This is a genomic window from Aliirhizobium wenxiniae (genome assembly GCF_014201355.1).
Classification (GTDB): domain Bacteria; phylum Pseudomonadota; class Alphaproteobacteria; order Rhizobiales; family Rhizobiaceae; genus Neorhizobium; species Neorhizobium wenxiniae.
This window is the reverse complement of record NZ_JACHEG010000003.1, coordinates 111,097-134,861: the sequence shown is the minus strand read 5'-3', so window position 1 is coordinate 134,861 and position 23,765 is coordinate 111,097. Positions and strand designations below refer to the sequence as shown.

The 23,765-nt window shown below is 57.6% G+C and carries 18 protein-coding genes; 8 read left to right on the top strand and 10 right to left on the bottom strand.

The genetic code is table 11. The features are described from left to right. Positions 1–213: 213 nt before the first annotated feature. From HNQ72_RS16110 to HNQ72_RS16080, 7 genes are all read right to left on the bottom strand, one after another. Entirely contained in the window at positions 214–2,148 is a 1,935-nt protein-coding gene (locus HNQ72_RS16110) for a mechanosensitive ion channel family protein (RefSeq protein WP_183993272.1), read from the bottom strand. Between the two features lie 150 nt (positions 2,149–2,298). Then, the gene (locus HNQ72_RS16105) at positions 2,299–2,739 is read right to left on the bottom strand and encodes a potassium channel family protein (protein ID WP_244654496.1); all 441 of its coding nucleotides are present in this window, start codon (positions 2,737–2,739) and stop codon (positions 2,299–2,301) included. 74 nt (positions 2,740–2,813) lie between these two features. Beyond that, positions 2,814–4,520 carry a SulP family inorganic anion transporter gene (locus HNQ72_RS16100; protein WP_183993270.1) on the bottom strand — a complete coding sequence of 569 codons (1,707 nt, stop codon included), beginning with the start codon at positions 4,518–4,520 and terminating at the stop codon, positions 2,814–2,816. Between the two features lie 89 nt (positions 4,521–4,609). Further along, positions 4,610–6,301, bottom strand: a complete 1,692-nt coding sequence (aspT, locus tag HNQ72_RS16095; protein ID WP_183993269.1) for an aspartate-alanine antiporter — start codon at positions 6,299–6,301, stop codon at positions 4,610–4,612. Between the two features lie 72 nt (positions 6,302–6,373). Then, positions 6,374–9,115 carry an aminotransferase class I/II-fold pyridoxal phosphate-dependent enzyme gene (locus HNQ72_RS16090; RefSeq protein WP_183993268.1) on the bottom strand — a complete coding sequence of 914 codons (2,742 nt, stop codon included), beginning with the start codon at positions 9,113–9,115 and terminating at the stop codon, positions 6,374–6,376. 148 nt (positions 9,116–9,263) lie between these two features. Beyond that, a complete protein-coding gene (gene aspT / locus HNQ72_RS16085) occupies positions 9,264–10,955 on the bottom strand; it encodes an aspartate-alanine antiporter (protein WP_183993267.1) in 1,692 nt (563 codons plus the stop codon). A gap of 227 nt (positions 10,956–11,182) precedes the next feature. Continuing rightward, complete coding sequence (locus HNQ72_RS16080) at positions 11,183–11,479, bottom strand: hypothetical protein (protein WP_183993266.1); 297 nt, start codon at positions 11,477–11,479, stop codon at positions 11,183–11,185. 449 nt (positions 11,480–11,928) lie between these two features. Here HNQ72_RS16080 and ppk2 point away from each other — a divergent pair, with 449 nt between their 5' ends. Continuing rightward, on the top strand, positions 11,929–12,765 hold the full coding sequence (gene ppk2, locus HNQ72_RS16075; protein ID WP_183993265.1) for a polyphosphate kinase 2: 837 nt from the start codon (positions 11,929–11,931) through the stop codon (positions 12,763–12,765). A 29-nt stretch (positions 12,766–12,794) separates the two neighbouring features. After that, positions 12,795–13,955: an AI-2E family transporter gene (locus HNQ72_RS16070; RefSeq protein WP_183993264.1), complete on the top strand. Its 1,161-nt coding sequence runs from the start codon at positions 12,795–12,797 to the stop codon at positions 13,953–13,955. Between the two features lie 19 nt (positions 13,956–13,974). Here HNQ72_RS16070 and HNQ72_RS16065 read toward each other — a convergent pair whose 3' ends face one another. The 3 genes from HNQ72_RS16065 to HNQ72_RS16055 form a co-directional block, all read right to left on the bottom strand. Continuing rightward, the gene (locus HNQ72_RS16065; RefSeq protein WP_183993263.1) at positions 13,975–14,223 is read right to left on the bottom strand and encodes a hypothetical protein; all 249 of its coding nucleotides are present in this window, start codon (positions 14,221–14,223) and stop codon (positions 13,975–13,977) included. A gap of 235 nt (positions 14,224–14,458) precedes the next feature. Next, entirely contained in the window at positions 14,459–15,394 is a 936-nt protein-coding gene (locus tag HNQ72_RS16060; protein WP_183993262.1) for a DUF2950 domain-containing protein, read from the bottom strand. Between the two features lie 29 nt (positions 15,395–15,423). Continuing rightward, on the bottom strand, positions 15,424–16,821 hold the full coding sequence (locus tag HNQ72_RS16055) for a DUF3300 domain-containing protein (RefSeq protein ID WP_183993261.1): 1,398 nt from the start codon (positions 16,819–16,821) through the stop codon (positions 15,424–15,426). A gap of 599 nt (positions 16,822–17,420) precedes the next feature. Here HNQ72_RS16055 and HNQ72_RS16050 point away from each other — a divergent pair. From HNQ72_RS16050 to HNQ72_RS16025, 6 genes are all read left to right on the top strand, one after another. Continuing rightward, entirely contained in the window at positions 17,421–17,861 is a 441-nt protein-coding gene (locus HNQ72_RS16050) for a hypothetical protein (RefSeq protein ID WP_244654497.1), read from the top strand. Between the two features lie 2 nt (positions 17,862–17,863). Then, entirely contained in the window at positions 17,864–19,090 is a 1,227-nt protein-coding gene (locus tag HNQ72_RS16045) for an HlyD family secretion protein (RefSeq protein ID WP_183993260.1), read from the top strand. A 254-nt stretch (positions 19,091–19,344) separates the two neighbouring features. Next, entirely contained in the window at positions 19,345–21,096 is a 1,752-nt protein-coding gene (locus HNQ72_RS16040) for a hypothetical protein (protein ID WP_183993710.1), read from the top strand. A 194-nt stretch (positions 21,097–21,290) separates the two neighbouring features. Continuing rightward, positions 21,291–22,442, top strand: a complete 1,152-nt coding sequence (locus HNQ72_RS16035) for an alpha/beta hydrolase (protein ID WP_409457252.1) — start codon at positions 21,291–21,293, stop codon at positions 22,440–22,442. A 174-nt stretch (positions 22,443–22,616) separates the two neighbouring features. Next, entirely contained in the window at positions 22,617–23,024 is a 408-nt protein-coding gene (locus HNQ72_RS16030) for a cysteine rich repeat-containing protein (protein ID WP_246450414.1), read from the top strand. A gap of 4 nt (positions 23,025–23,028) precedes the next feature. Then, entirely contained in the window at positions 23,029–23,622 is a 594-nt protein-coding gene (locus HNQ72_RS16025) for an OmpA family protein (RefSeq protein WP_183993257.1), read from the top strand. Positions 23,623–23,765 lie beyond the last annotated feature (143 nt).

The window sequence follows — 23,765 nt, the reverse complement described above, 5'->3', positions numbered from 1 at the left end:
TATCGCGAAGTAAAATTCCCAAGACCGCTCGACGTTGTTTGTGAGAAAGATTGCCCCACAGCGCCTCAACATCTGTCTCTCGAGCGATCACAATCCGTTACCTCGCAGACGAACCAGAAATCGTTGCCAGTTACTTCTCGCCTCCACCACCGAAAATCACCGGCTTCCGGTTTCATTCCTGATTGGCGCCCGTTCATTAGAGCGGCCTCGCAGTCATGGCGGGTTTCCATCGATGGTTGCGGCTGGCTGTGTGTTCTTGTTCAAGGCCTGTAATGCTGCCGCAGACGCATTGCCCGCAGCCCCCTCTCCTCCGACATTCACCGTCGGCTGTGCGAACTGAATTCCGTTCGAGACGAAAGCCTCACGCAACAGAAGGTTTGCACGCCTTCGGATGAAGGACTGCATCGGAGAAGGCTTGAGCGTCATCCCGAAGCTCAGCACCATTCCGTAATCGCCGAATTCCTCGACGCCCTTCATCTTCAAGGGTTCGATGAAAATGGGGCCGAACTCGGGATCCTCCAGCATTGTCGCACCGATCCTTTTCGTCAATTTCCGCGCCTTCTCGACATCGGCGTCGAAACCGACAGAAATGCGGAATTTCACCACACCCCAATCCCGGCTCATGTTCTCCACCGCACCGAGTTCGCCGAATGGGACGGTAAAAATAGGCCCCCGGTGGTGGCGGAGACGGACAGACCTGAGGCTGAAGCCCTCCACGGTGCCCTTGTAACTCTTCGCCTGAATGTATTCTCCGACCCTGAACGCGTCGTCGAGCATATAAAAAACACCGCTGATCACATCCTTCACCAAGGTCTGCGAGCCAAAGCCGATCGCAACCCCGAAAACCCCTGCTCCGGCAATCAGCGGGCCGATCTCCACCCCGAGTTCCGCCAGGACGAGAAGCACGGTTATCGTCAGGCCGACCGCTGCCAGCGCATTTCGCAGTATCGGAAGCAAGGTGCGCAGACGCCCGCGACGCGACGTTTCCTGTGGTGTCAAACCTGTCTCGTCACTTGTGACGAGCTGTCCGTCGATCCAGCATTTCGCCATGTGCCACAGGAGATCGGCAACAAGCACGACTGCGACACTTTTCAACAGCCCATAAAAGACCGCCGAGAGTGCAGGATCCCGCTGCGCAAGTCCTTCCGGATTCATCTTCCAGACAAAAACGAGCCAAGCCAAGGCAACGACGATGATCGCGGCACGCGCACCGCGTGTGATAAGCACGCTCCGCATCCCTGTGGCATTCGGCACCAGACGCAGTGCTGCTTTTCCCACTGACTGGAGCGTAGCAGGCAGGATCAGCGCAAAAGCCCCGATCCAGAAAAGCCCCTTTAATCCCAGACACCAAAGCGCCCAGATGACGACCATGGCAAAAGTCAACGTGAACCTACGTTGCAGGCTGCGCGTCCGCACCGACCAGACAGCCTCCAGCAGCAAGGCCAGAAGGAGGATCGAGCTGAGATAAGACAGGGCATCCACTACGTCCTGATCGATACCGATCAGAGAACCGGCGACCGAATTCGCGATCGCCAGCACTGCTGCTCCCACTAGAATCTGTGCCCGTATCAGGCCCTCCCTTGGGACTGCAAGCACAACCAATGCAGAAGCCAACCGAAAGCCCACGAAGGCAATCAGGTAGACAAGCAGAGCCACACGCACAAGTGGCGGCCAGTGAACGGCGAAGAATATGATGGCCAGCGGCACGGCAAAAACGAAAACGGACAGCAGGCCGTAAATGCCATTGTCGGCATGTGACCGCATGCGAAGATAAAGCCGCTCAACAATCATTCCGACAAGGATGAGCCCAGAAAACATCAGGAAGACCGGTGCGTATCCGTTGGAGACAGCATCCTCCCTGACGCGTTTGGCAGCCTTCAGAACTTCAGCTGGGATTCGGGGGATTGCCGCAGCAATCCTGTCCATGCGGGTCCGGATGGCCGTTTCCCACGTCGAGATCGAAGGTTCGGAAGACGGTGTCGGAGACGGCGTGCTTTTATCCTCGGCCCGCTTGATCCAGGACTGGACCTCGGGATCCTGAAGCAGTGTTGTAAGCGCTTCGATCTTTTCGGGCAGAGGGGGCGCCGGCTGCGAATAGGCAGGCGCGGCGGCTAAAAGCAGGAACAGCGATAGCGCCAGCCACTTCATTATGCGTACGTCCTGGATAGCTACTCAGCAAAAATTATTGCCCCGAATGATATCCCGGACGTTGCCTGCGTATACGTAGAATACCGTAACCTACTGGCGAGCCGTACGAACTGGCATGCTCCATGTGTCGCTCTTTGACACCGTAGATGTTTATCTCTGACCCGGCTTTGGCTTCTCATTGTCTTCAATGAACCAGAGCGTTCCCGAAACCTTGAAAAGGAATGCTGTCGTCCAGCCGAAAAGGAGGATGCCATTCACGCCTTCGATCGCACTGCCGATCCTCCAGCCACCGGAAAGCGTGACGTCGCCATAGCCAATTGTTGCAAAAGTGACGGCCGAAAAATAGACGGCCTCCTCCATGCTTTCGAGCGCACCCAATGCCCGGTAAGCCACAGCCCAGATGACGATTTCAAAAAAATGAGCAAAAACAAACCCCAAGACAAAGACGTAGGTGAGGCAAAGCCGGGCTACGCCGGATAGATTTCGGGCATTTCTGACCGCGCCTATGCACAGGCTGTACAGACATGTCACGACCAGCCCGTGAATGATGATGGTGAAAAACAGTATGCCGGCAGAAAGAAGGATGACCATGAACATGAAGGATGCCCCGTTTCCTATATAAAGTGCTGATCGGCAATCACATATTCGCGGTTCCGCTCTCTCTTTCAGCTGTCATGCGGATCGAGTTTCACCGGGCTTGAGACAGAGGCCTCGATACTGTGCTGGAAGTGGCGAACCCCGTCATCCACACGCTTGAACATACGGCTGTCGCCGAGATGTTCAGCGAATCCTGACGCGCGGACATAGTCGAGTACATCGGGGTTGAGGCTCGCGAGCCATAATGTCACTCCCTGATCCGCGAGATTTCGATCGCTCGCGATCACCATCTGCATCGCGGAATATTCAATATCGAACACCCTGCTCAGATCCAGCAACAGGACCTTCGGCTTTCTTTGCAGCACGAGGTCGCGGATCCGATCGGCAACCTGCTGCACATTGGCGAAGAACAGCCGCCCTTCCGGGCGCAGGATCAATAGCCCATCCACAATATTCTCTTCATCGTCCTTGTCCGAAACAGGCCGCAAGGCCCTGTCTCCGCGAGCACGACCTATTACATGTATGCGTGGGTTTGCGGATTGGCTGGATAGGCCGAGCAGAGAGACGATTATCGCGACAACGATACCCTGGAGCGTGCCAAAGAACAGCACCCCCACCAGCGCAGCCAAGGCCCAGCGAAATTCCATCCGCCGAACCTGGAGTATGCTTCTGAACTCACTGGGCCGGATCAGACCGAGTGAATAGACGATGACGATTGCAGAAAGCGCTGCTTGAGGCAAAAGCCCCAGCAAGGGGGCGAGTACCAGCATCGTCGCAACGGAGACGGCGGCCGTGACCAGTGAGGCGCGCTGGGTTTGCCCTCCGACTGCACGTACGACCGCGGTTTGCGACGTCCCGCCCCCGGCTGGCATGGCGCCGAAAAATGCGCCTCCGAGATTGGACGCACCGATGGCGAACAACTCGCGATTAGGGCGGATTGGAGGATCCGAAGAAATTGCGAAAGCGCGTCCTGCGGCCGCGGTCTCGGTGAAACTCATCAGTGCCACACCGATCGCCCCAGGCAACAGCATCATGACCAGATCGAGATCGGGCACGGTCACCGTTGGCAGCGCCCGCGGAATCTCGCCGATAATGGCAACTCCTCTGTCGCTCAAGCCCAACATCCATGAGGCGGCAATCGCGCCCCCGACGACAGCAAGCGGCGCCGGAGAGTGAGGGCGGATCCATTCCACCAATAACAACAGGAGAAGAGCGGTCAATCCGACAATTGCGGTGATTACCGATGCTTGGGGAAGCTGCTCCACAAACGCCAATATGTCTCTGAAGAAGCCGGCCTTGGTGATGTGAAGCCCGAATAGCTTCGGCAACTGATCCAGGATGATTACCAGCCCTATGCCGGCCTTGAACCCAGTCAGCACCGGCACCGAGATGAAATTGGCAACGAAGCCCAACCGTAAACCGGACGCAATGAGCAGCAGCGCGCCCGTCAAAGCCGTGAAGGTCGCAGTGGCGACGATGAGCTTGCTTGGATCGCCATCGGGTACGACTAACTGCAACTCAGCTGCGGTCAGGATTGCGATGGTTGTCGTCGAACTGACGCTCAACACCCGTGACGAACCGAGAAAAGCATAGATGATCATCGGCACGAATGCCGTATAAAGGCCGACGATCACAGGCAATCCGGCAACCGTCGCGTAGGCCATGGCCTTCGGCAGAACGACAGCCGCCGCCGTCAAGCCAGCAATGACATCTCGCCGGATGCTTCCAGCGGGGGACAGATCGGCAGTGCTGCCAGAGGGTGATGGCCCGATCATCGTTACCGTTCCTTACAATCGTGGCGGAAACTGCCTGTCTCCCGCCAAACCGGATATTCACGCACGAGGTCGCCCGGCATCGACGATCCCTACCCTGCGATCACATTGACGATTACGCTTCCCCAGGTGGTCAGCAGGATGTGGCCAAGCGGCACTGCCGGCGTATACCCGAGCACCGCGACTGTGCTGCCTGAACGTTCCTGAACTGCCGCCATGGCCGCCGTCATCGTCTGCGCCCCCGCAAGTCCGCCAAGAAGCAGGATGGGGTTCATCTTGAGGACATAGCGGCCGAAATACAGCCCGACGATCAACGGCGTTATCGTCACGATCATGCCTCCGAAAAGAAGACCCAGTCCCGCTTCCGCGATCGCCGAGAAGAAGACAGGTCCGGCATGCAGACCGATCATAGCCACGAACGCCGAAAGCCCCAGGCCGGTCATCAGCGAGACACCTGCGTCCGGTATTCGACCGAAAAGCGGGAAGCGCGTGCGCAAATGTCCAACCAACAGGCCTGATAACAAGGCACCGACGCTGGTGCTGAGCGAGATCTGCATGCCGCCGACCGGAAACGTCACAATGACGCCGACAAGCCCACCTAGGAAAATCCCCAGTCCCAGGACGAAGAAGTCCGTCGTCTGCGTCGCGGATATGACTGTTCCGATTTGTCGGGCAGCTTTGCCGACCACCGCTTCCGGCCCGACAAGTCCGACAATATCGCCACGCTGCACGGTAACGCCGGGCGCGATCGGCACCTCGTTTCCACCACGGGTCACCCCGCGCAGGTAGAGGCCATGGGCGAGGTTTCCCTCTCCCAATTGTGTAATCGTTCGCCCATCGAGATCGCGGTTGGTCAATATGACGTCGGTGGAGACGACCGGCATATCGAGCAGAGCCTGGTCCTCGATCTCCTCGGCATGCGGGCCGATCAACCTCACGAGTTTTGCGCGCTCACCCGAGACGGCAAGAACATCGCCAGGAACGATCACCGTCGAGGGTGTCGCATCGATCAGGGCATCGCCTCGACGCAGCCTGTGAATGAACAGTCTCTCGCCCGAAGCCTGCCGTTCGGCGGCAGCGATGGAGAGACCCGCGACCAGTCCGTTTTCGGCAACCCGATATGCCCGCAACTCGAACCGGCGCCATGCGGACGCCACTCCCTCGGATCGGCGGACGATACCCAGTTCACGTTCGAGTTTCAGCGCTTCGGCAGACAGGTCGATCCCGAGCAGCCGGGGAGCGACGACACTGCAGAAGAGGATCACGCCTAAGGCGCCGAAGACGTAACATACCGCATCAGCCACAGCGATATGCGCCACAAGACGTTGGCGCTCCGCATCGGGTAGCGGCAATGCATTGATCGCCTCGGCGGCAGTGCCGATCGCCGGACTTTCCGTCAGTGATCCAGAGAGAAGACCTGCCGCGAAGCCGGGATCGAGATCCAGCAGTCTGGCGATGGTAATCGCCATGCCCAGCCCGGTGACGGTGACCACCACGGCGAGCAACATAGGCTTCAGCCCGTCTCGCCTGATCGACTTCATGAACTGCGGGCCGACCGAATAGCCTGTTCCGAAGAGAAAAAGGAGAAACAGGAAGGACTTTGCCATGGAGGCAATCGGCACATCGGCCAGCTGTCCGATCGCAATACCGGCAAACAGTGAACCGGTCACAGGCCCCAGGCTAAAGCCCGCAATCTTGAAGGTCCCGATCAGATAGCCGATGCTGATCGCGAGGAACACCGCCAGTTCGGGATACCTGATAAGGAATTGTTCGGTCCAGACCATTGAAAACCAGCCTTGTCTGTTCCCGGAACGCGCCGGGCCAGAATGCCCGACGCCTAAGATCCGGTACCATTCTCAATGCGATCGCTTCTCGTCCTTGCTCTTTCGTGGTCGTTCTGCCACGGCAATCGCATCTGAACGGATAAGCTTCAGCCCCCTCGCCTTTTCGAAGCCGTGGATTTCCTTCACATCCAGTTTACGCATGAAGTCGATCGTCTCCTGCGTCAGGACCTGGCCCGGAACCATGATCGGAAAGCCCGGCGGATAGGGGATAACGAAATTTGCAGAGACCATTTCCGGCCCGTCCTTGAGCCGCTTGTCACATTCGGCACCGAACAGGGGCACATATTCGCATACCGACGCATCATAGGCCTTGAAGAACGCCGTCCGGATATCACCCTCCGGCGTGTCGCGGCCTGCATCGTGACGAAACGCCTCATGGAAGTGGCTGAAGTTGGGCAGATCCGGTACGTCCGTCATGAGTGATTTCACACGCGCAGCAAAGGCAGTGCGTTCGCCTTCCCCGCCATCGGAGAGGCGCTCCTCGATGGACTGGCATATCTCGACCAACACCCTGATCAGGTGTGCGACATCGCTGCGGGTGTTGTTGATGTTGGATTGCAGCAGCACACTGTTGCGGGACGTCTTGTTGAGCTGGATGCCGTATTTCTCGGCCAGCACGCCCTTGAATTGCGTGCCGTCGAAGCCGGCCGTGCCGCAGACAAGCGTGATACGCGTCGGATCGAGATAGAACTCGTCCTCGTGCATCGCCTTGGCGGCATCCGCCCAGGTCGTGCCGTCGCGGATATACCCCTCAAACCCCGACTGACGATAGGATTTGGGGATCATATCATCGGCATCGAGCGCCTTGAAATACTTCGAGATCAGCTTGTGCTCGTTGACGCTACGCCGGATCTTGAGTGCAATCTCGATCGCGTTCATCACCAGCCCGTAGCCTTCCAGCTCCATCTGCCGGCGAGCAACATCAAGGCTCGCGATCAGTTGCTGATTGGGGCTCGTCGATGCATGGGTAAACACAGCCTCGCGGAATTGCGCGGCAACGGTATGAAAATCGACGTCCTTGACGAGAAGCATCGATCCCTGCCGGATAGCCGACATTGACTTATGGGTCGAATTCGTCTGGTAGACACGAAGCCGGACAAGACGCGGATCAGGAATGAGGCGCGCCGCAAGCAGGGCATCATCGCCGGGATTGTCACCGAGTTGCGCCTTCTGCGCTTCGAATGCCTTGAGAGACGCCGGATCACGCAGCCAGTCTTCGATTTCCTCCGCGGCACCCATTGCTGTTCTTGGGCGCAGGAAGGGCGAGAAGCGGGCGAAACCGGACCAGGCTTCGTCCCACAGGAAGATCAGATCCGGCTTGATTGCGAGGCATTCCTCCATCACCCGCCGCACGTTGTACATATGACCGTCGAAGGTGCAGTTGGTCAAATCCAACAGCTTGAGCCGTTGTAGCCGACCTTCTGCCTTCAACGTCAGCAGCGCCCGCTTGATCGTCGCAAGCGGCACGGCCCCGTACATCGAATATTCCGTCATAGGAAAGGCTTCGACATAATAGGGCTGCGCGCCCGACAGAACCATTCCGTAATGATGCGACTTGTGGCAGTTGCGGTCGACGACGGCGATATCGCCCGGAGCCAACAGCGCCTGCACCGCCATCTTGTTGGAGGTTGACGTGCCGTTGGTAACGAAGAAAACGTGGTCAGCGCCGAACGCCCTAGCCGCCATATCCTGAGATCGTTTGATATTGCCCGTTGGCTCAAGAAGACTGTCCAGTCCGCCGGTCGTCGCACTGCTTTCGGCCAGGAACAGGTTCAGGCCGTAGAACTCGCCGAAATCGCGGATCCAGTCCGACTTGAAGACCGACTTTCCTCTGGCAATCGGTAGAGCATGAAAGGTGCCGATCGGTCGGCGGGCGTATTTCTTGAGATTGTCGAAGAACGGCGTCTCGTAGCGCGCATAGACACCTTCCAATACGGCAAGGTGCAATTCGAGCATCTCTTCGACCGCGTAAAAGACCCGTCGCACGCCCTTCGCATTGGGGTCGCCTGCGATCTTTTCCACCTCGCGATCGGACAGCAGATAGACGTCGAGTTCCGGGCGAAGCCTGCGCAGGGCACCGGAAAGCCGCAATGCAGAAGCGTCTGCACTCTCAACCTCGCCGAGCGGATCAAGGACGGAACGCAGTATCGGCGCATCGTGACGCGAGCGATAGGGAAAACCTTCCGCGAGAACGACGGCGACGATATTGGGGTTGAGGATCGTCGCGCAGATGGCATCTTCAAACGAGCCGACCATCACCGGCTCGTAGATGAATGCATCCTCGCGCCGCCGCAGCCGGCGTATTTCCCGTGCGAAGGCCGGCCATCTGGCAGCCGGCTGACTGTTGACGAACAGGACCTCGAAATAGGGACGCCGTTCACTGGCCTCATTCGTCGAGGGCGGCAGGATGTCGGGAACCTCCGACGCCGACATCTCGTCGTGAACGTCCCATTCCGCCGACCGGCTGCGATATGCATCTGTGAGCAGTCCGTTGGAGATGCGTCGGGCCAATCGCGCAGCACCGCCGGCATCATTCGCCGCAATGCTTTCCCGCAGTGCGGCAAGAAGCTGAGGCCCGGGATAGGCATGATATTCCTCCACAGCCTCCAGGGCGCTCAAGACTGCCTCCAGCTTCAACCTGTCACCCTGCTGTTTCGCCCAGGCATCTGCCATCGTCGTCAGTTCGCGCCATTTGTCCGCACGCGCCGAATGGAGGAGGAGGAACTGGTCGATCTGTGCGTTTCGATTTGACATTTCACGCTCCCGTTGTTTCCCGATTATGGTTGGCGGCACCGGTCGAACCGGGCCGCGCTTCCCGCCGCTGGCGATGAAAGAAACTGCAGATGCAAGGACTTGCGCATCGTCGAGGGTGACGAGTTTCTTCACCCCCGACCTGTCTGCTTCAGGCCAGAAGCAGGACCAGAACCATGCCCCAGATGGTCAGCAATGTGTTTCCGACGGCATAAGTTACGGTGTAGCCCAAGCCCGGAATTTGGCTTTTTGCCCGGTCGTTGATCATCCCGAGGGAGGCCGTCGTCGTGCGTGCGCCGGAGCAGCATCCCAGCAGGATTGCGGGATGAAAGCGGAAAACGTATTTGCCGACATACATCGCAAGGATCAGCGGCACCGTCGTCACCATCACACCCCAGAGGAACAGGCTGAACCCGAGCTGTTGCAGACCGGCGACGAAGCCCGGTCCCGACGAAATGCCGACCACGGCGATGAAAACGTTGAGACCGACGGAATTCATGAACCAGACGGTAGGCGAAGGTATGCGCCCGAATGTCGGACGAACCGACCGAAGCCATCCGAAGAAAAGGCCAGAAATCAATGCCCCGCCGGATGTCGAGAGCGTCAAGGGTACGCTGCCAACCTTGTAGGTCATCGCCCCGATCAAAGCGCCGATCGCGATAGCGGCGCCGATGAAGGCCACGTCGGCGATGTCCGTCTGTGCGTCCGGCCGGCCAAGAGCGTTTGTTGCCGCAGCGGTATCCTGCGTGCGCCCGACAATCGTCAGAATATCGCCGCGCTGCACCTGGGTGTTCGGCAGGATAGGAATTTCGGTTGCAGTCGCACCGCGAACGATCTTGCGCAGAAAGACGCCACGTGCGAGCGGCATGGATGCAAGCTCGGCAAGCGTCTTCCCGTCCACCGCCTTGTTGGTGACAAAGACATCGACACCGCCGGCCGGGACTGCGAGCAGTTCCTGGTCGTTTATTTCCTCCGCCACGCTGCCGATGAGATCGACGAGGATTTCCCTTCGACCTGCCACGGCGAGAATGTCGCCGGCGGCGATTACAGTATCGACGGTTGCGTCCTGCACCCTTCCGTCGCGCCTGATGCGTTCGATGAATACGCGTTCGGACGGAAGCATACGTTCAGCCTCGAGTACGGTCAGCCCCGCGGCTCGTCCCCCCTCCTTCACCCGGTAGGCGCGCAACTCGTAATGATGCCATGCAGTCCCTGCACCACCCAGAGCCTTCTTGCCGCCATGCTCGAGTTCGTAACGCTTGCATTCCGCTTCCAGATCTATGCCCAGCAGAGATGGCCCGATCAGCGCAAGGACGATGGCGGAGCCGACCGTCCCGAAAATATAGGTGACGGCATAGGCGACAGGCATTGCATCCAGCATCGCCTTGCTCTGCTCAGGCGGAAGACCAAGACGGTTGATGGCATCCGTCGCCAGCCCCATCGAGGCCGAAATCGTCTGGGAACCTGCATAAAGCCCGGCGGCAGAGCCGATGTCGTAACCGGCGATGAGTGCGCCGAAATAAGCCGACCCCAGGCAGAAGAGGCAGACGACGGCCGCAAAGATCGCTTGCGGAATTCCGTCCTTCGCGATCCCTCTCACGAACTGGGGGCCAACCCCATATCCGATCGCGAAAAGGAACATCAGAAAGAATGTCGACTTCAATGGCGGGGAAATGGTGATGCCGAGCTGGCCGATGAGAACCGCGGCAATCAGTGTTGCAGTGACGGCACCCAGACCCAGCCCTTTATAGGTGAATGAGCCGAAGTAATAACCAAGGCCCAGCGACAGGAAGATCGCAATTTCAGGATAGGTGCGGAGCGTGTTTACGAACCAGTCAACCATCGGTCCCTCTCTCGGTTGATCGCAGGGGCATGGGAGGTCGTTTCCCTCTGAATGCACCCGGACGGCTCTCCTTTGCTCCAAACCACGTGCGGGTGGAGCGCCGAGCTCAGGGTCGCTCACCAGAGAGGGTTCGCGAAGTAGAATACGGTATTATACCGCGGCGGCTGACACTGGTTATAAGCGCGCGCCCCCGAGCCAGATGGCCTGTCCGCAAAGTGGGAATGGAGCTAGTGGCGCGGCGGCCGCAACAGGATGACATTGGCTCGTGAGAGGGCCTGTTCGATTTCCTTGGCAAGGCTGTCGATAAGCTCTTCATACTCGAGCTGCCTTGCATCTCTGATATCGGCAGGCAGATGCCGACATTCGTTCAGAGCGGTTTTGACATCCGCCAGGTCCTCGCAAAGAACCCTGAACTCTTCATCGAGTTCGAACAGGTTATCTATTTGTCTCAGCAAATCCGGAAATCGCTCGCGAGCTGCGGCAAGTCCGCGCGAATGTGGTGCCTTATCTGAGCTGGATCCCATCACACCCCCACGAAGGCTTCGATTGCGACAGATTGGTCATCGTAGCGCGGTTCGGGAAAGCGTGGCGTATTATACTCGAAGTTACCGAGCCTCCACCGGGAGACCTCTCCTCGCCAACCTGACCTTTCCAATGGCCGTCGGATCATTGCATCACCTAATCCGGTGCGATCGAAGTTACGCGATCGTCGAACTGACGACCGTGAGCTTGCCGCGACGCGCCGTAACACAGAGATTACGGGAAGTTACGAGCCACGCGAGACGGGCCGCACTAGATTAACCGAAGGCTCGCAATCAACGCGACAGCATACCGCTATTCTTGGCCGTGTTGTTCATTTCTCCCTGAGGCCCAATCTCAACACCGTCAATGGTTCTGCCGTCTGGACTGCGTTTTCCGATCACAGCTTGGCCTCATCATGGGCCGGCATATTCAGGCAGTACAGGAGGCTAGGATGAACCAGTCGCACGACGCGGGTCACGAGATCGGAAAAAAAGAAAAGAAGTCGTGGAACTATGACAAGGAGCTCAGGAGGCTCCAGGTGGAACTGGCTCACCTTCAGGCATGGGTCAAGGATTCCGGCATGCGGGTCGTCATCATATTCGAAGGGCGCGATGCCGCCGGCAAAGGCGGGATCATCAAACGTATCCTTGAGAAGGTCAGCCCCAGAGTGTTTAGGGTTGTCGCGCTTCCGGCTCCGACAGAGCGTGAGAAATCTCAGATCTATATGCAACGCTATATCGCGCACCTTCCTGCAGCCGGCGAAATCGTGATCTTCGACCGCAGCTGGTACAATCGGCCCGGCGTCGACCGGATCATGGGCTTTTGCAGCGAGAAGAAGGCACGCCGTTTCCTGGAGCTTGCACCACGTTTCGAAGCCGCGATCGTCGAAAGCGGCGTTCTGCTCCTGAAGTATTTTCTCATCGTCAGCGAGGAAGAGCAGGAACGCCGTTTCAAGAAGCGCATTGAAGATCCGCTGCGGCAGTGGAAACTGAGCCCGATGGATGTCGAATCCTATCGGCGGTGGTGGGACTATACTCAGGCCTATGACGAAATGCTGCGCATGACCGACACCGAGCACGCGCCTTGGTGGATCGTCCCCTCGGACGACAAGAAGCGTGCCCGCGTGAACTGCATCGCCCACATTCTCTCATCCATTCCCTATGAGAGAATAGCGTTCAAGGTCCCTGATCTCGGCAAACGCCAGAAGCGGCCGAACGATTATATCGAAGATCAAAGTCCTCGACATATCGTGCCTGACATCAGCCGATCAGCACGCCACGGTGATTGAGCCCGTTCGTCAACCAGCGAGGCCAGATCATGAACACCGCCGCCCCAGCCGATAAGCAGGAGCCGCATCCCGTCGCGGCAAGCCATATCTCGATCGAGGCGCGCGTAAGCGATATCGTCCGGATCGGGGTCATCGCGGCCTTCACCTATTGGTCGGCACAACTGATCGCACCCTTCGCCCTGATCATCATATGGGCGGCGATCATGACAGTCGCGCTCTATCCGTTGTTCGACCTTCTGACCAAGCTCCTCGGAGGACGGCAGTTCCTGTCGGCATTCACTCTCGTCGCCGCATGTCTTATTGTGATAATCAGCCCTCTGGCGCTCGCTGCGGTGAACTTTGTCGATACCCTGCAGACATTTTTTTCGGATGCCGTCGGCTTCCACATACCGAAGGCGCCAGAGCGACTGAATGAGGTTCCGATCATCGGAACAAAGCTCTACTCCGCATGGAACGAGGCCGCCACCAATCTGGCGGCCGCGATCCTGTCGTTCAAGCAGCCGTTGCGTGAGGCGGGTGGAGTTATTCTGGGCAGGGTTCTATCAATCGGCGGTGGGATCCTCAGCTTCATCGTTTCGGTAATTCTGTGTGGAGTTTTCTTGACCATGGCGCCTCGCCTCGCCTCCGGCATCCAGATCGTGGCGAGCCGCATCGCTGGCGAAAGAGGTGTAGGATTCGCGAAACTGGCGGGCACGACGGTGAGAAACGTTTCGCGCGGCGTGATTGGCGTCGCGCTGCTCCAGGCCATCTTATGCGGGCTGATCTTCATGGCCTTTGGGGTGCCGGCGCGAGGAGCTCTGACCTACGGTGTCTTCATTCTGTGCCTGATACAGATTGGGCCAGCTCTCATCCTGTTACCGCTGCTTGTCTGGATTTGGTTTTCATGGCCTTTCAACGTCTCCGCTCTGTTCACGGCAATTATCGTCCCGGTCATGCTCGTCGACAATATTTTGAAACCGATCCTGATTTCCAGAGGACTTTCGACGCCCATGCCGGTCATTCTGGTCGGGGTTATTGGCGGCACGCTAACCCACGGGCTCGTGGGACTTTTCATCGGTCCGATCGTTCTGGGCGTATTTTATGATTTGATCGTCGCCTGGGCATGGCCGCAGCCGCCCGTTTCACAACCATCCACCTCTCTCGAAAAATCACCCGAGGAGATCGTGTCGGAGAATTCACCCGGAACCTGAAATCAACACCCACTCATACTCAACTCATCTCAGAGCAATAGCGAGAAACTTCGCGTTCAATTTCACGGCAGAGGTCTTCGTATTCATGAACGCGGTTCACGTCGGTTGGCCGCTCCAATCGTAGACGATCCAGCGCGATTGTCGCGAGGTCGTAGGATTCGAAAAGATCGGCAATCGTGTCGCTGACATGGCTGCGGAGCAGATCTCGCAATGCAGGCAATTTCAACATCAGTTTGTTGCGCCCGCTGCGGGCATTGGAAGACTGCATCCCGATTGCCTTGGTTTCGACCTCTCCGACAAAATTCGACGAGGCACCAGATAGTTCCAATGTCGCAATCAAAAGCTTGAAAATATCTCGGCGACCCGCTGCGGGTCGGGCAATGCATGAAGCACGATAGCTGTAAGTATATCTCGGAAGCTACCCATTGCGCAGAACGCGGCAGCGCGTGATCCCGCGCTGCCGCTTTTGTTTTAAGTCTTACGGAAGCCGCATCGACCAGCGGCTAGTCCATCGTGATATCCCAATCGTCACCCGGATTGAATAACCGGATTTGCGACACACGTTCTTGCGTCTCGTCTCCCAGGTCCTTCTCGTAGACGACCCCCGAGTAGTTGACGATGAAGGTTTGGACGCCCGTGACGCCATAGGTAACGGGCCAGGCGATCAGTGCAAAACCGTTCGTCATGTTACCATTCAGGATATAACTGTACTCGCCGCCCAGCACATTCGGCCCCTGAGCCGTGAGAATGCGGTATCGGTAACCGTAATACCCTTCGCCCTGTTTGGCCTTGCTGAAGGCTGCAGATTCGAGCATCGGCCCCGCCGGGCTTTCCTCTTCATCGTCTTTGGCTTGCCAATATAGTCCGTCACGTTTGCCGGGCGAGCTGATCAGCCGTTGAGCAAACTCGAGAATCTGATCCCCGTCTTCGTCTATCCGGGCATATTCATATTGGGCGTCGACATAATCCCGCATGGTATCGATCGTGACGAGCTCATTCTCGCCAATCCGTCGATTGACGATCTCTTCCAGCCCTATCTCCGTGTCGAACGACCATTGCCCGTTGGCCTGCTTGGACAAAGGAAAGGGCAAGGGCCACAGGACATCTCCGACGGCAACGACCTTGAACCCCCTCACGTCCTGAAGGCGCAACTGTTTCGCTGCTCCCTCGCGGATCAGATCGAGGCTCGTCATGGCCTCGCTGCTGTCGCGTAGCTTGCTGGCATTGAGCCCAAGCAGCTTTGCCAAGCCGTCGACATCCTGCGCCTTCAGCGCCTTGCCGAATTCGTCCATTGCGGCTGACGGCTCCGCGAAGGACGGTGGCATCTCGCCTTTGAATTCCTGAAGGTTTGTCTTCTGCGCAGCCTCTGACGGTGTCGCGATGGCCACTGCAGCGGCCACGACAGTCAGGCCAGCCAATAATCTAATCTTCTGCCTCATGATCTGTCTCCAAACACTGGTAGGAACGTTTATCTGCGGCCACCACCGCCGCCGCGGCCACCACGACCGCCGCCGTGATGCATGGGGCGTCCGCCGCCGCGGGGTGCCGCGCGGGGGGCGCCACGCTGTCCGCCGCCCATGCTGTGTCCTCCACGCTGAGAGGCGACGGATTCCCGCCGTCCCGACTGGACATTGCCGAGCGCATTCGGTTGCCGTGCGCGATTGTCGGGTCGAGCGGCCATTTTCGGCTTATTCGCCTGCTTGGCCTTCGGAGCGGATTGCGAACTGCGACGCTGTTCCGCCGCCGGCCGATTGGCCGCCTGGTTGCTACGGTTTGCTGCGGGCCGATTTTCGGCAGCCCTGTTGGTTGCGGGTCTGGTTCCCTGTTTCAGCCCCTCAGCAGTCTGCCGGCGAACGTCGTCGGGGCGGGACAGGTTTTGCCTGTTTGCAATTCCGTCGCTAGCCTTGCGATCACGGACCTGATTTTTGAGGGAATTACGATTGTCCGAAACCAGACCGGATTTTATCGCGGAGCGATCGAGATTTGCGAACTGGTCCTTGCCAATATTCAACTTGCTGCGATCTACCTTGCTCCAATCGACGTCGTTCCATTTCAGTTTGCCGTTGAAATTCCGGTCGTTGAAGCAGTTATTGCAGTCGATATCGACATCACCGCCGTTCCATCTTCCGCCCCAGACACCCCAGTCGTCCCAGTTGACGATGGCCGCCCAAGCAATCCCCGTGACCGCGCCGGCGAAAAATGCCGCGCCGGGATAGTAGTAGTTGTCGTAGTAACTATCGGAATAATAAACCGGCTGGGCGGCGTAGCCCGGCTCATAGAGCATCTGCGGCGGATATTGCGGGATATAGACCTTTTCCGGATCCGTGGGGCGAATGATGACGTTTTCATTTTCGACGACGACGGTGATCTTTTCGTCCGTCTTGATCAGATCCTTGGCCATTGCTTCGTCTCGAAGCTGCTGGATGGCCACAAGCACGTCCTTTTGCTGATAGGTCAGCGCATTTCCAAGTGCTTGTGTCCAGGCAAGGTCGTCGCTCATCATCTTGACGACGTCGGGGTAGTTGAGAAGCGAGATCACGCTTCCATCCCACCCTTCATTCGGTTTCAAATCCTTGTTCTTCTGCTTGGCCTGCAGGAACCGGTCAGCCTCGACAATCTGCAGCGGCAGGAGTGACGCGGCAGAGATCGCAGCAACCAATTCGTCCGGGTAGAGCGCGATCCGCGCCACCAGAATTTCGAGCTGGTCCTCCGACAACAAGGCAGTTTGCGCAGGCGCCTGAACGGACGTCGCTGTCGGATTAGGTTGGGGCACCGGCGCCTGGGAAAAGGCGGGCGCGCCGGGATATGACGAGACAAGTGTCAGCGCGGACAACCCGGCGACCAACGTGAAGCTTTTCGATTTCATCACTCGTCAACCTCATCCTGTTCAATGAAAGATCTTGCGGGCTGGAGAGGTCGCGTTCGCGTCACAAAGTATGGGATACAGAGGAAGAATTCTGTGTCTCGACGCAGTTCGGCAGCAACGGACGTTGCGGCAGCCCAGGGGACATATAAACCGCCAAATCGGCGCTGGGGCGTAGTTTACGCGATCCTACTTTTCGCCCTTGACGCGTCCTGCAGGCCGAAAAATGGCTGAGGCGGCAGGATAACCTCAGGCATTCAAGTGCATCTGTTGAGGCCGCAGTGTCCTTATCGGCCTCGCGATGCTGTTCGGTTATCCGCAACGAAACAGATACGGATCCACCAGTCAGTCAATTCTCCTGCTTCCCCCAACAGCGGCGGGGAAAGTGCCGGAAAACCAGAAGCGAATCCGCCGTAAATTACACGATGTTACGAGCGTGAAACCCCGCTAGGCGCGTATCGTCGTTATGAACCCCAAGGTCGCTTGTGCAGACGCCTATTCGCGTGAGTTCTACGGCTCATCGACGTCGCGAGAGACGGCAGATCGCAGCACCTTCGGTCGTTCGGTTTTGATTGTGACTTATTCTGCAAAGGGAAATCGCAATGGCGCAAGACATTCATCCGGCGGCGATCGATCACCTGCCGGCTTTCATTACCGAGCCAGGCCAGACTGATTATCTCTTCGTCGCCGTTGTCGTCTTCCTGATCGTGGCCATTTTGGTCATCGGTAACCTCTACTTCCAGCTTCACGCCGTGCCTGAACGACTGGCACATCGCACCAGCAAGGTGCAGATGGAGATTGTCGCGGTTCTCGCCCTGATTTCGCTTTTCACGCACAATCATCTCTTCTGGATCGCTGGCCTGCTGCTCGCCTTCGTCCAGATCCCGGACTTTTCCACACCGCTCTACTCGATCGCGGAATCGCTCGGAAAGCTCTCCGGTCGCGATGTCCGCATGGAGCTTGACGAGAAACCCGAGGAGGAAATTACGCCACCTCCGGACAACGCCAATTTGAAAAACGCACCTGGTAGCGAGGGAGTTTGACAATGCTGGAACTGATGCTCTGCTCCCTCCTGACGATTTTCCCGGACTACCTCTATCGGCGCTTTGCGCAGAATAAGCGGATCGGTCGCGAAATTACGCTTTACACCATGTGGTATGAACTTCGCTGGGGTATCTCGGCTTGCCTGTTGCTTACCATCTCCCTGATCACGCTGATCTTTTATTTCCACCCCTCGACCAAAAGCGTAACCGCTGTTTTTCGCACAGTGACCATTCTGCCGGAAACGGTCGGCCGTGTTGATCAGGTCTATGTCGGGATCAACGAAAAGGTTACGGCTGGAGCGCCTCTTTTCCGGCTGGACGATTCAAAGCAGAAAGCCGAAGTCGAAACCGCTCGACGACAAGTCGCGGAGATCGATGCCCAAGCGCATGTGGCGCAAACGGAACTGGCGACGGCAGATTCACAGATACAGGAGGCGCAGGGCTCCTTGCAGGTTGCTGTCGACGAATACGAAATGAAGGTCCAACTGCTGGCAAAGGATGCCGTTGCCCGGCGGGAAGTTCAGCGGCTTGCGAATACCATTGAGGCCCGAAAGGGAACTCTCGGCGCCGCGATGGCAAAGAAGCAAACTCTCATCACGCAGATCAATGTCCTTTTGCCGGCGCAAAAGCAAAGCGCCGAAGCAGCTCTGGCTCAGGCACAGGTGGAACTGGACAAGACAGTTGTCTACGCTGGCGTTACTGGAACCGTACAGCAATTTACCCTCCGCGTCGGAGACGTGGTCAACACGATGCTGCGTCCCGCGGGCATTCTCGTGCCGGCCGAGGCGGGACGCGGTAATCTAGTCGCGGGTTTCGGGCAGATCGAAGCGCAAGTCATGAAGAAGGGTATGATCGCGGAGGCGACATGCATCGGCAAGCCTTTCACCATTATCCCTCTCGTCGTGACCGAGGTCCAGGACGTGATCGCCGCCGGACAACTGCGCCCGACCGACCAACTTCTTGACGTCCAACAACTGAGCAAGCCCGGAACACTGACGGTTTTCCTGCAGCCTCTTTACGATGGCGGCCTTGACAATATTCCGCCCGGCAGCAGCTGCATCGCAAATGCCTATACCAATAATCACGAGGCTCTCGCGGACAAGAATATCGGCGTGGCGCAATGGTTTTTCCTGCATGCAATCGACGCAGTCGGTCTCGTGCATGCAATGATCCTGCGGATGCAGGCTCTTTTCCTCCCAGTGCAGACATTGGTTCTGACAGGCCACTGAACTGCAATTGATTAATATAGGTCCGCCGCGTCGATAACGGGCCGTGAACATTCAAGGCGCCAGCTGCATGCAGCCTGGCGCCTTTGTCGAACGCAGGAGTACATGAATAAAAGCCCAAGGTCCTCGCACAATTGCCCATAATTACGGCCCCTGGAGACGACAAACTAACTGACATATTGTCAGTTAGTTAAGCTTGTGCTTATGTGGCAGGGTCGCGAGTGGAACAGTGTACTTTCAAAGTACGAGGGGGAGCGATGGAAGATGCAAGATCTAGAGAGCCGAACTTTCTCGAGCCCTGCGCAGAGGAAGTAAATACACAGCTTGAACGAATACTTGCCTGCGAGCGGGTAAACCTTCCCGAACGCGCACGGAAATTTCTCCGCTTCGTTGTCTCTGAAACGCTTGCGGGACGTTCAATGTATCTCAAAGCATACACGATCGCGGATGTCGTCTTCGGAAGGCGCAATTTCGATGCGCAAAGCGATCCTGCAGTTCGGATAGAAGCTGGCCGCATTCGCCGTGAACTGGAGCGCTACTACCTCATGGCCGGACCGCGAGAGCCGGTCATCATCACGATCCCGAAGGGTGGATATGTTCCGACATTCGAGAGGGGAGCAAGTTTTGTCGAAGAAAACCCGGATGGTCCGCTCGCAGTTACGCCAAGCAGCGTAACTGTTCCGGCACCCGACCCTTTGGTGGATCTTCCTTCCCCCGGGAACCGACTGATAGTGAGCCGCCTCGTAATAGCGGGATTGACCGCAGGGGCGGTGCTCGCCGGGCTCACTTTCTTTCTCCACGATATGCGTAAGCCGCTCCTGAATAATAGTGACGGCCGCGCGTCCATTGCCGTCGATCTATTCGACTATCCTGTCGACGACAGGGACCTGTCGAAGATATCGCAGGGCACCACCGATGAACTCATTGCCAAGCTCGTGAGATTCAAAGAGATCGTGGTGATCGACGCAGCTGCAGACGAAGGGAAACCTTCGAATGCGAGATATCTGCTCGAGGGCAACCTGCGAAAACACCAGGACATAATTCGATCCAGCGTACGATTGGTTCGCCAGTCGGACAATGCCGTCATCTGGGCAAGCAACTATGACACGGATCTCAGCATCCAGAGCGTGCTGGAGGCGGAAACGGCAGTCGCCGAAAGGATCGCAACGGCGGTAGCGCAACCATTCGGCGTCATTTTTTCGCCCGATGTGGCGGCGACCGGAGGCTGGGAAGCTTATGACTGTGCCCTTTCCTACTACAGTTATCGCAGGATGATGACAAAAGCCGCGCTAGCGACATCTCAACAGTGTCTGACGGCCCTGATACAGAAATACCCGAAGGATGCCACGTCGCTCGCGATGCTGTCGCTGACCAATCTTGACCAGGTACGCTTCGCCTACAAGCTTGGCATCGTTCCGCCAAAAGAGGCGCTAGAAAGGGCCTCTGAACTCGCCAACCGTGCGTTCGCCATCGATTCGCAAAATGCCCGTGTGCTACAGGCACTCATGCTGTCCTATTTCTTCAGCAACGATGTCCCTGCCGCCCTGGAAGCAGGCGCAGCATCCTATGCCCTGAACCCAAACGACACGGAGGTCGCCGGCGAGTATGGCTTACGGTTGTCCATGAGTGGGAAATGGGACACCGGCTGCGATCTTGTCAGCAAGGCAGTCAGTCATGGTGCCGGCCCAGCGGGATATTACGAAGTGGGGATGGCGCTTTGTGCGTTCATGAGGGGAGATCTTCAGGCCGCGGAACTCTGGTCGCGGATGTCAGACCTGACCTATAACCCCATGCATCGAATGGTTCTGGCCTCAATACTCGGCGCCTCGGGAAAGACGATACAGGCCCGTAAGGAGCTGGATTGGCTGAATGCGAATGCGCAGAACTTGATGCCAAACATAAAACGGGAAGTGAAGACACGGCTCGCCAGGCCCGAAGATCAGGACAAGGTTTTCGCTGGCTTGCGGGCAGCCGGATTGGCACTCACAGAGGACCCGATCTCCAACTGATCTCACTCATCTCTGCATCAGCCATCAGCCAGGTCGAAGACAGTAGATGATACGCGATGCTACAGGGCACCTTTGAACCTGCATGTTAGCTTCCTCAATCAGTATGAGGGTATTTCGCTGGGATACACATGCAGAGATATGGCACGGCAGTCCTGATCGTTCTTCTGACGAGTTGTGGGCACCCGAAAGGTGTAATGGCACCGGTTCCGGCACCGATCGGCGACACCAAAGTCGCCGGCAAGGTCGATATGCTGGTCGCGACGACCCGCCAACCCTCCGGATCGACAGCAACACTGTTCGACGGCGAGCGGGGCTCGAAACCGCATTTAACCGAGATTACGGTCTCAATTCCCAATGGCCGTGAGCAGGGCAGTGTTCAGTGGCCAAAGAAATTGCCTCCCGATCCCAGGACGGACTTTGCCGTTACGAATGTCCGGCAGATGGAGACTGTTGCCGAGGGCCGCGCCTGGTTCAAGCAACAGGCCAATGGCAGCCATGCCCTCGTTTTCATCCATGGCTTCAACAACACCTATGGCGATGCCGTCTTTCGCCTCGCCCAGATCGTCCACGACAGCAACATGCAGGCGACCCCCGTATTGTTTACCTGGCCGTCACGCGCGGAAATCACTGGGTATCTGTACGACAAGGAAAGCACGAATTACTCCCGTTCGGGGCTGGAACAGGCGCTGCGAACGCTTGCCGGCGATCCCAGCGTGAAGGACATAACCGTACTGGCGCATTCGATGGGCTCATGGCTCGCGATGGAAGCGCTACGGCAGATGGGGATCAGAGACGGCCGGGTCGATCCGAAAATCAAGAACGTGATCCTTGCCTCACCCGATATCGATATTCAGGTATTCGCAAAGCAATATGTAGAAATGGGTGAACCGCGGCCGCGCTTCACGATCTTCATGTCGAGCGACGACAAGGCACTTGCAGCCTCCAGCTTTATAACAGGACGCGTGTCCCGCCTGGGGGCAATCAATCCAGCCGAAGAACCCTATCGCTCACGGCTGGAAAAAGCGGGCATCACCGCAATCGACCTCACGAAAGTGGAGACGAAAGACGGCCTCAACCACGGAAAATTCGCAGAAAGCCCGGAAATCGTGCAGCTGATAGGGCAACGCCTGATCATGGGACAAACCCTGACGGATTCCAATGTCACGCTCGGTCAGGGTATCACCGCAGTGGTCGGCGGAACGGTGACAAATATTGGTGCCGTTGCCGCAAGCGCCGTGGCCGCGCCAGCAACGATCGTCGAGCAGCCCTTGTCAGCCAAGACAAAACGGCCGCCCGCGGAAACGACACTCGACGCAGACCTCAAGCCTCAGCAGCTCGTTCGGTAGGAACGGGATGGCCGTTGAGGCTCATCAAGGCCATGCCCGCTAATCTCGATCGCCAGAGATAGCTGCATGACACGTCTACTACCGTAAAATACGTCCCCGAACGGCTCTCGTCATGCCACGCTTCCGATGCGTTGATCACCGACAGAAAGAGAGCGCGAGATGCTGAACAGACGAATGCTTATCGTCACCATCGTGGTTGGTACGGCCGGCTTCGGCATGCCCGTCGCGGCGCAAACGCTCAGCTATGCCGAAGCAACAACCAAGCTGGCCGAGACCTGTGGGGGCGACATTCAAAAGCTCTGCAAAGGGCTCAATCTCGGAAATGGACGTATCCTCGAGTGCTTGCAACAGAATGCGGCCAAGGTATCGGCAGGCTGCAAAGGTTCTTTTGCTCAGGTTTTCCAATCCATCAGCAAGCGCGAAGAGGCCCAGTCCTCCTACGAGCAGACATGCAAGCGAGACATGAATGCGCGATGCGCCGGCGTCAAAGGCGACGGCTTCGTTCTTGCCTGCCTGGTCAAGAAGGAAAAGCGAGTCAGCCCGGAATGCTACCAGGTGATCACTGACGCAGGTTGGAGATGATGTCATGCAGCCTATGATTTCCAGAGCCGCACTTCTGCTGTTTTCCATCATGGCCTTGCCGATGGTGGTGCCGGAGCCAGCCTTTGCCCAAGAGGTTTCCCAGGAGCGGATCGTCAAGGGCCTCGGCAAGCTTACCGCCGCAGCCCCGGCGATCGATATCGAGATCCTGCGCCAGGAAGCAATCAATGGCGGCGACAAACCAATGTCCGCGCTCCCCAACTGGGGACGTTTAGCAAAGCTTCCGCAGATGGTGGTCGAGATCAATTTCGAAAACGATTCAGTTGCTATCCAGCCAACATCCTACCGAACGCTCGGAATGATCGCGGATGCGCTGCATCATCCGAACCTCTGGGACTACAATTTTCTTGTCGTAGGCCACACAAGCGCAACAGGCAGCGACGCACATAATCTCGATCTGAGTGGCCGACGCGCCGATGCGATCAAGGAGGTCCTCGCGACCACGTTCGCAGTCAATCCGTCGCGGCTTTACGCCGTCGGTGTCGGAGAGCATCTGCCGATCGAGGGGAGCAAGGAAGACGCATCCGTAAACCGCCGGGTCCAGCTCATCAATCTCGGTGTGTTCAAACGCAGATCCTAGCGATCGGCCGGCGCTCGTTTTCGTAAGGCCGGGTTCGCCCGACCGCATATCCGCTTATGCCGTGGCTTCGGAGATGAACATTTCGGTCCGAAACCGCTCAACAGATCCACAAACTGAAACGTCCCACCCGTTCGGGTTGGCGA

What these genes read in the sequence shown, in the direction of transcription:
- HNQ72_RS16110 (WP_183993272.1), bottom strand. Translation starts at nt 2,148, where the DNA reads ATGAAGTGGCTGGCGCTATCGCTGTTCCTGCTTTTAGCCGCCGCGCCT.
- HNQ72_RS16105 (WP_244654496.1), bottom strand. Translation starts at nt 2,739, where the DNA reads ATGGTCATCCTTCTTTCTGCCGGCATACTGTTTTTCACCATCATCATT.
- HNQ72_RS16100 (WP_183993270.1), bottom strand. Translation starts at nt 4,520, where the DNA reads ATGATCGGGCCATCACCCTCTGGCAGCACTGCCGATCTGTCCCCCGCT.
- aspT (WP_183993269.1), bottom strand. Translation starts at nt 6,301, where the DNA reads ATGGTCTGGACCGAACAATTCCTTATCAGGTATCCCGAACTGGCGGTG.
- HNQ72_RS16090 (WP_183993268.1), bottom strand. Translation starts at nt 9,115, where the DNA reads ATGTCAAATCGAAACGCACAGATCGACCAGTTCCTCCTCCTCCATTCG.
- aspT (WP_183993267.1), bottom strand. Translation starts at nt 10,955, where the DNA reads ATGGTTGACTGGTTCGTAAACACGCTCCGCACCTATCCTGAAATTGCG.
- HNQ72_RS16080 (WP_183993266.1), bottom strand. Translation starts at nt 11,479, where the DNA reads ATGGGATCCAGCTCAGATAAGGCACCACATTCGCGCGGACTTGCCGCA.
- ppk2 (WP_183993265.1), top strand. Translation starts at nt 11,929, where the DNA reads ATGAACCAGTCGCACGACGCGGGTCACGAGATCGGAAAAAAAGAAAAG.
- HNQ72_RS16070 (WP_183993264.1), top strand. Translation starts at nt 12,795, where the DNA reads ATGAACACCGCCGCCCCAGCCGATAAGCAGGAGCCGCATCCCGTCGCG.
- HNQ72_RS16065 (WP_183993263.1), bottom strand. Translation starts at nt 14,223, where the DNA reads ATGCAGTCTTCCAATGCCCGCAGCGGGCGCAACAAACTGATGTTGAAA.
- HNQ72_RS16060 (WP_183993262.1), bottom strand. Translation starts at nt 15,394, where the DNA reads ATGAGGCAGAAGATTAGATTATTGGCTGGCCTGACTGTCGTGGCCGCT.
- HNQ72_RS16055 (WP_183993261.1), bottom strand. Translation starts at nt 16,821, where the DNA reads ATGAAATCGAAAAGCTTCACGTTGGTCGCCGGGTTGTCCGCGCTGACA.
- HNQ72_RS16050 (WP_244654497.1), top strand. Translation starts at nt 17,421, where the DNA reads ATGGCGCAAGACATTCATCCGGCGGCGATCGATCACCTGCCGGCTTTC.
- HNQ72_RS16045 (WP_183993260.1), top strand. Translation starts at nt 17,864, where the DNA reads ATGCTGGAACTGATGCTCTGCTCCCTCCTGACGATTTTCCCGGACTAC.
- HNQ72_RS16040 (WP_183993710.1), top strand. Translation starts at nt 19,345, where the DNA reads ATGGAAGATGCAAGATCTAGAGAGCCGAACTTTCTCGAGCCCTGCGCA.
- HNQ72_RS16035 (WP_409457252.1), top strand. Translation starts at nt 21,291, where the DNA reads ATGGCACCGGTTCCGGCACCGATCGGCGACACCAAAGTCGCCGGCAAG.
- HNQ72_RS16030 (WP_246450414.1), top strand. Translation starts at nt 22,617, where the DNA reads ATGCTTATCGTCACCATCGTGGTTGGTACGGCCGGCTTCGGCATGCCC.
- HNQ72_RS16025 (WP_183993257.1), top strand. Translation starts at nt 23,029, where the DNA reads ATGCAGCCTATGATTTCCAGAGCCGCACTTCTGCTGTTTTCCATCATG.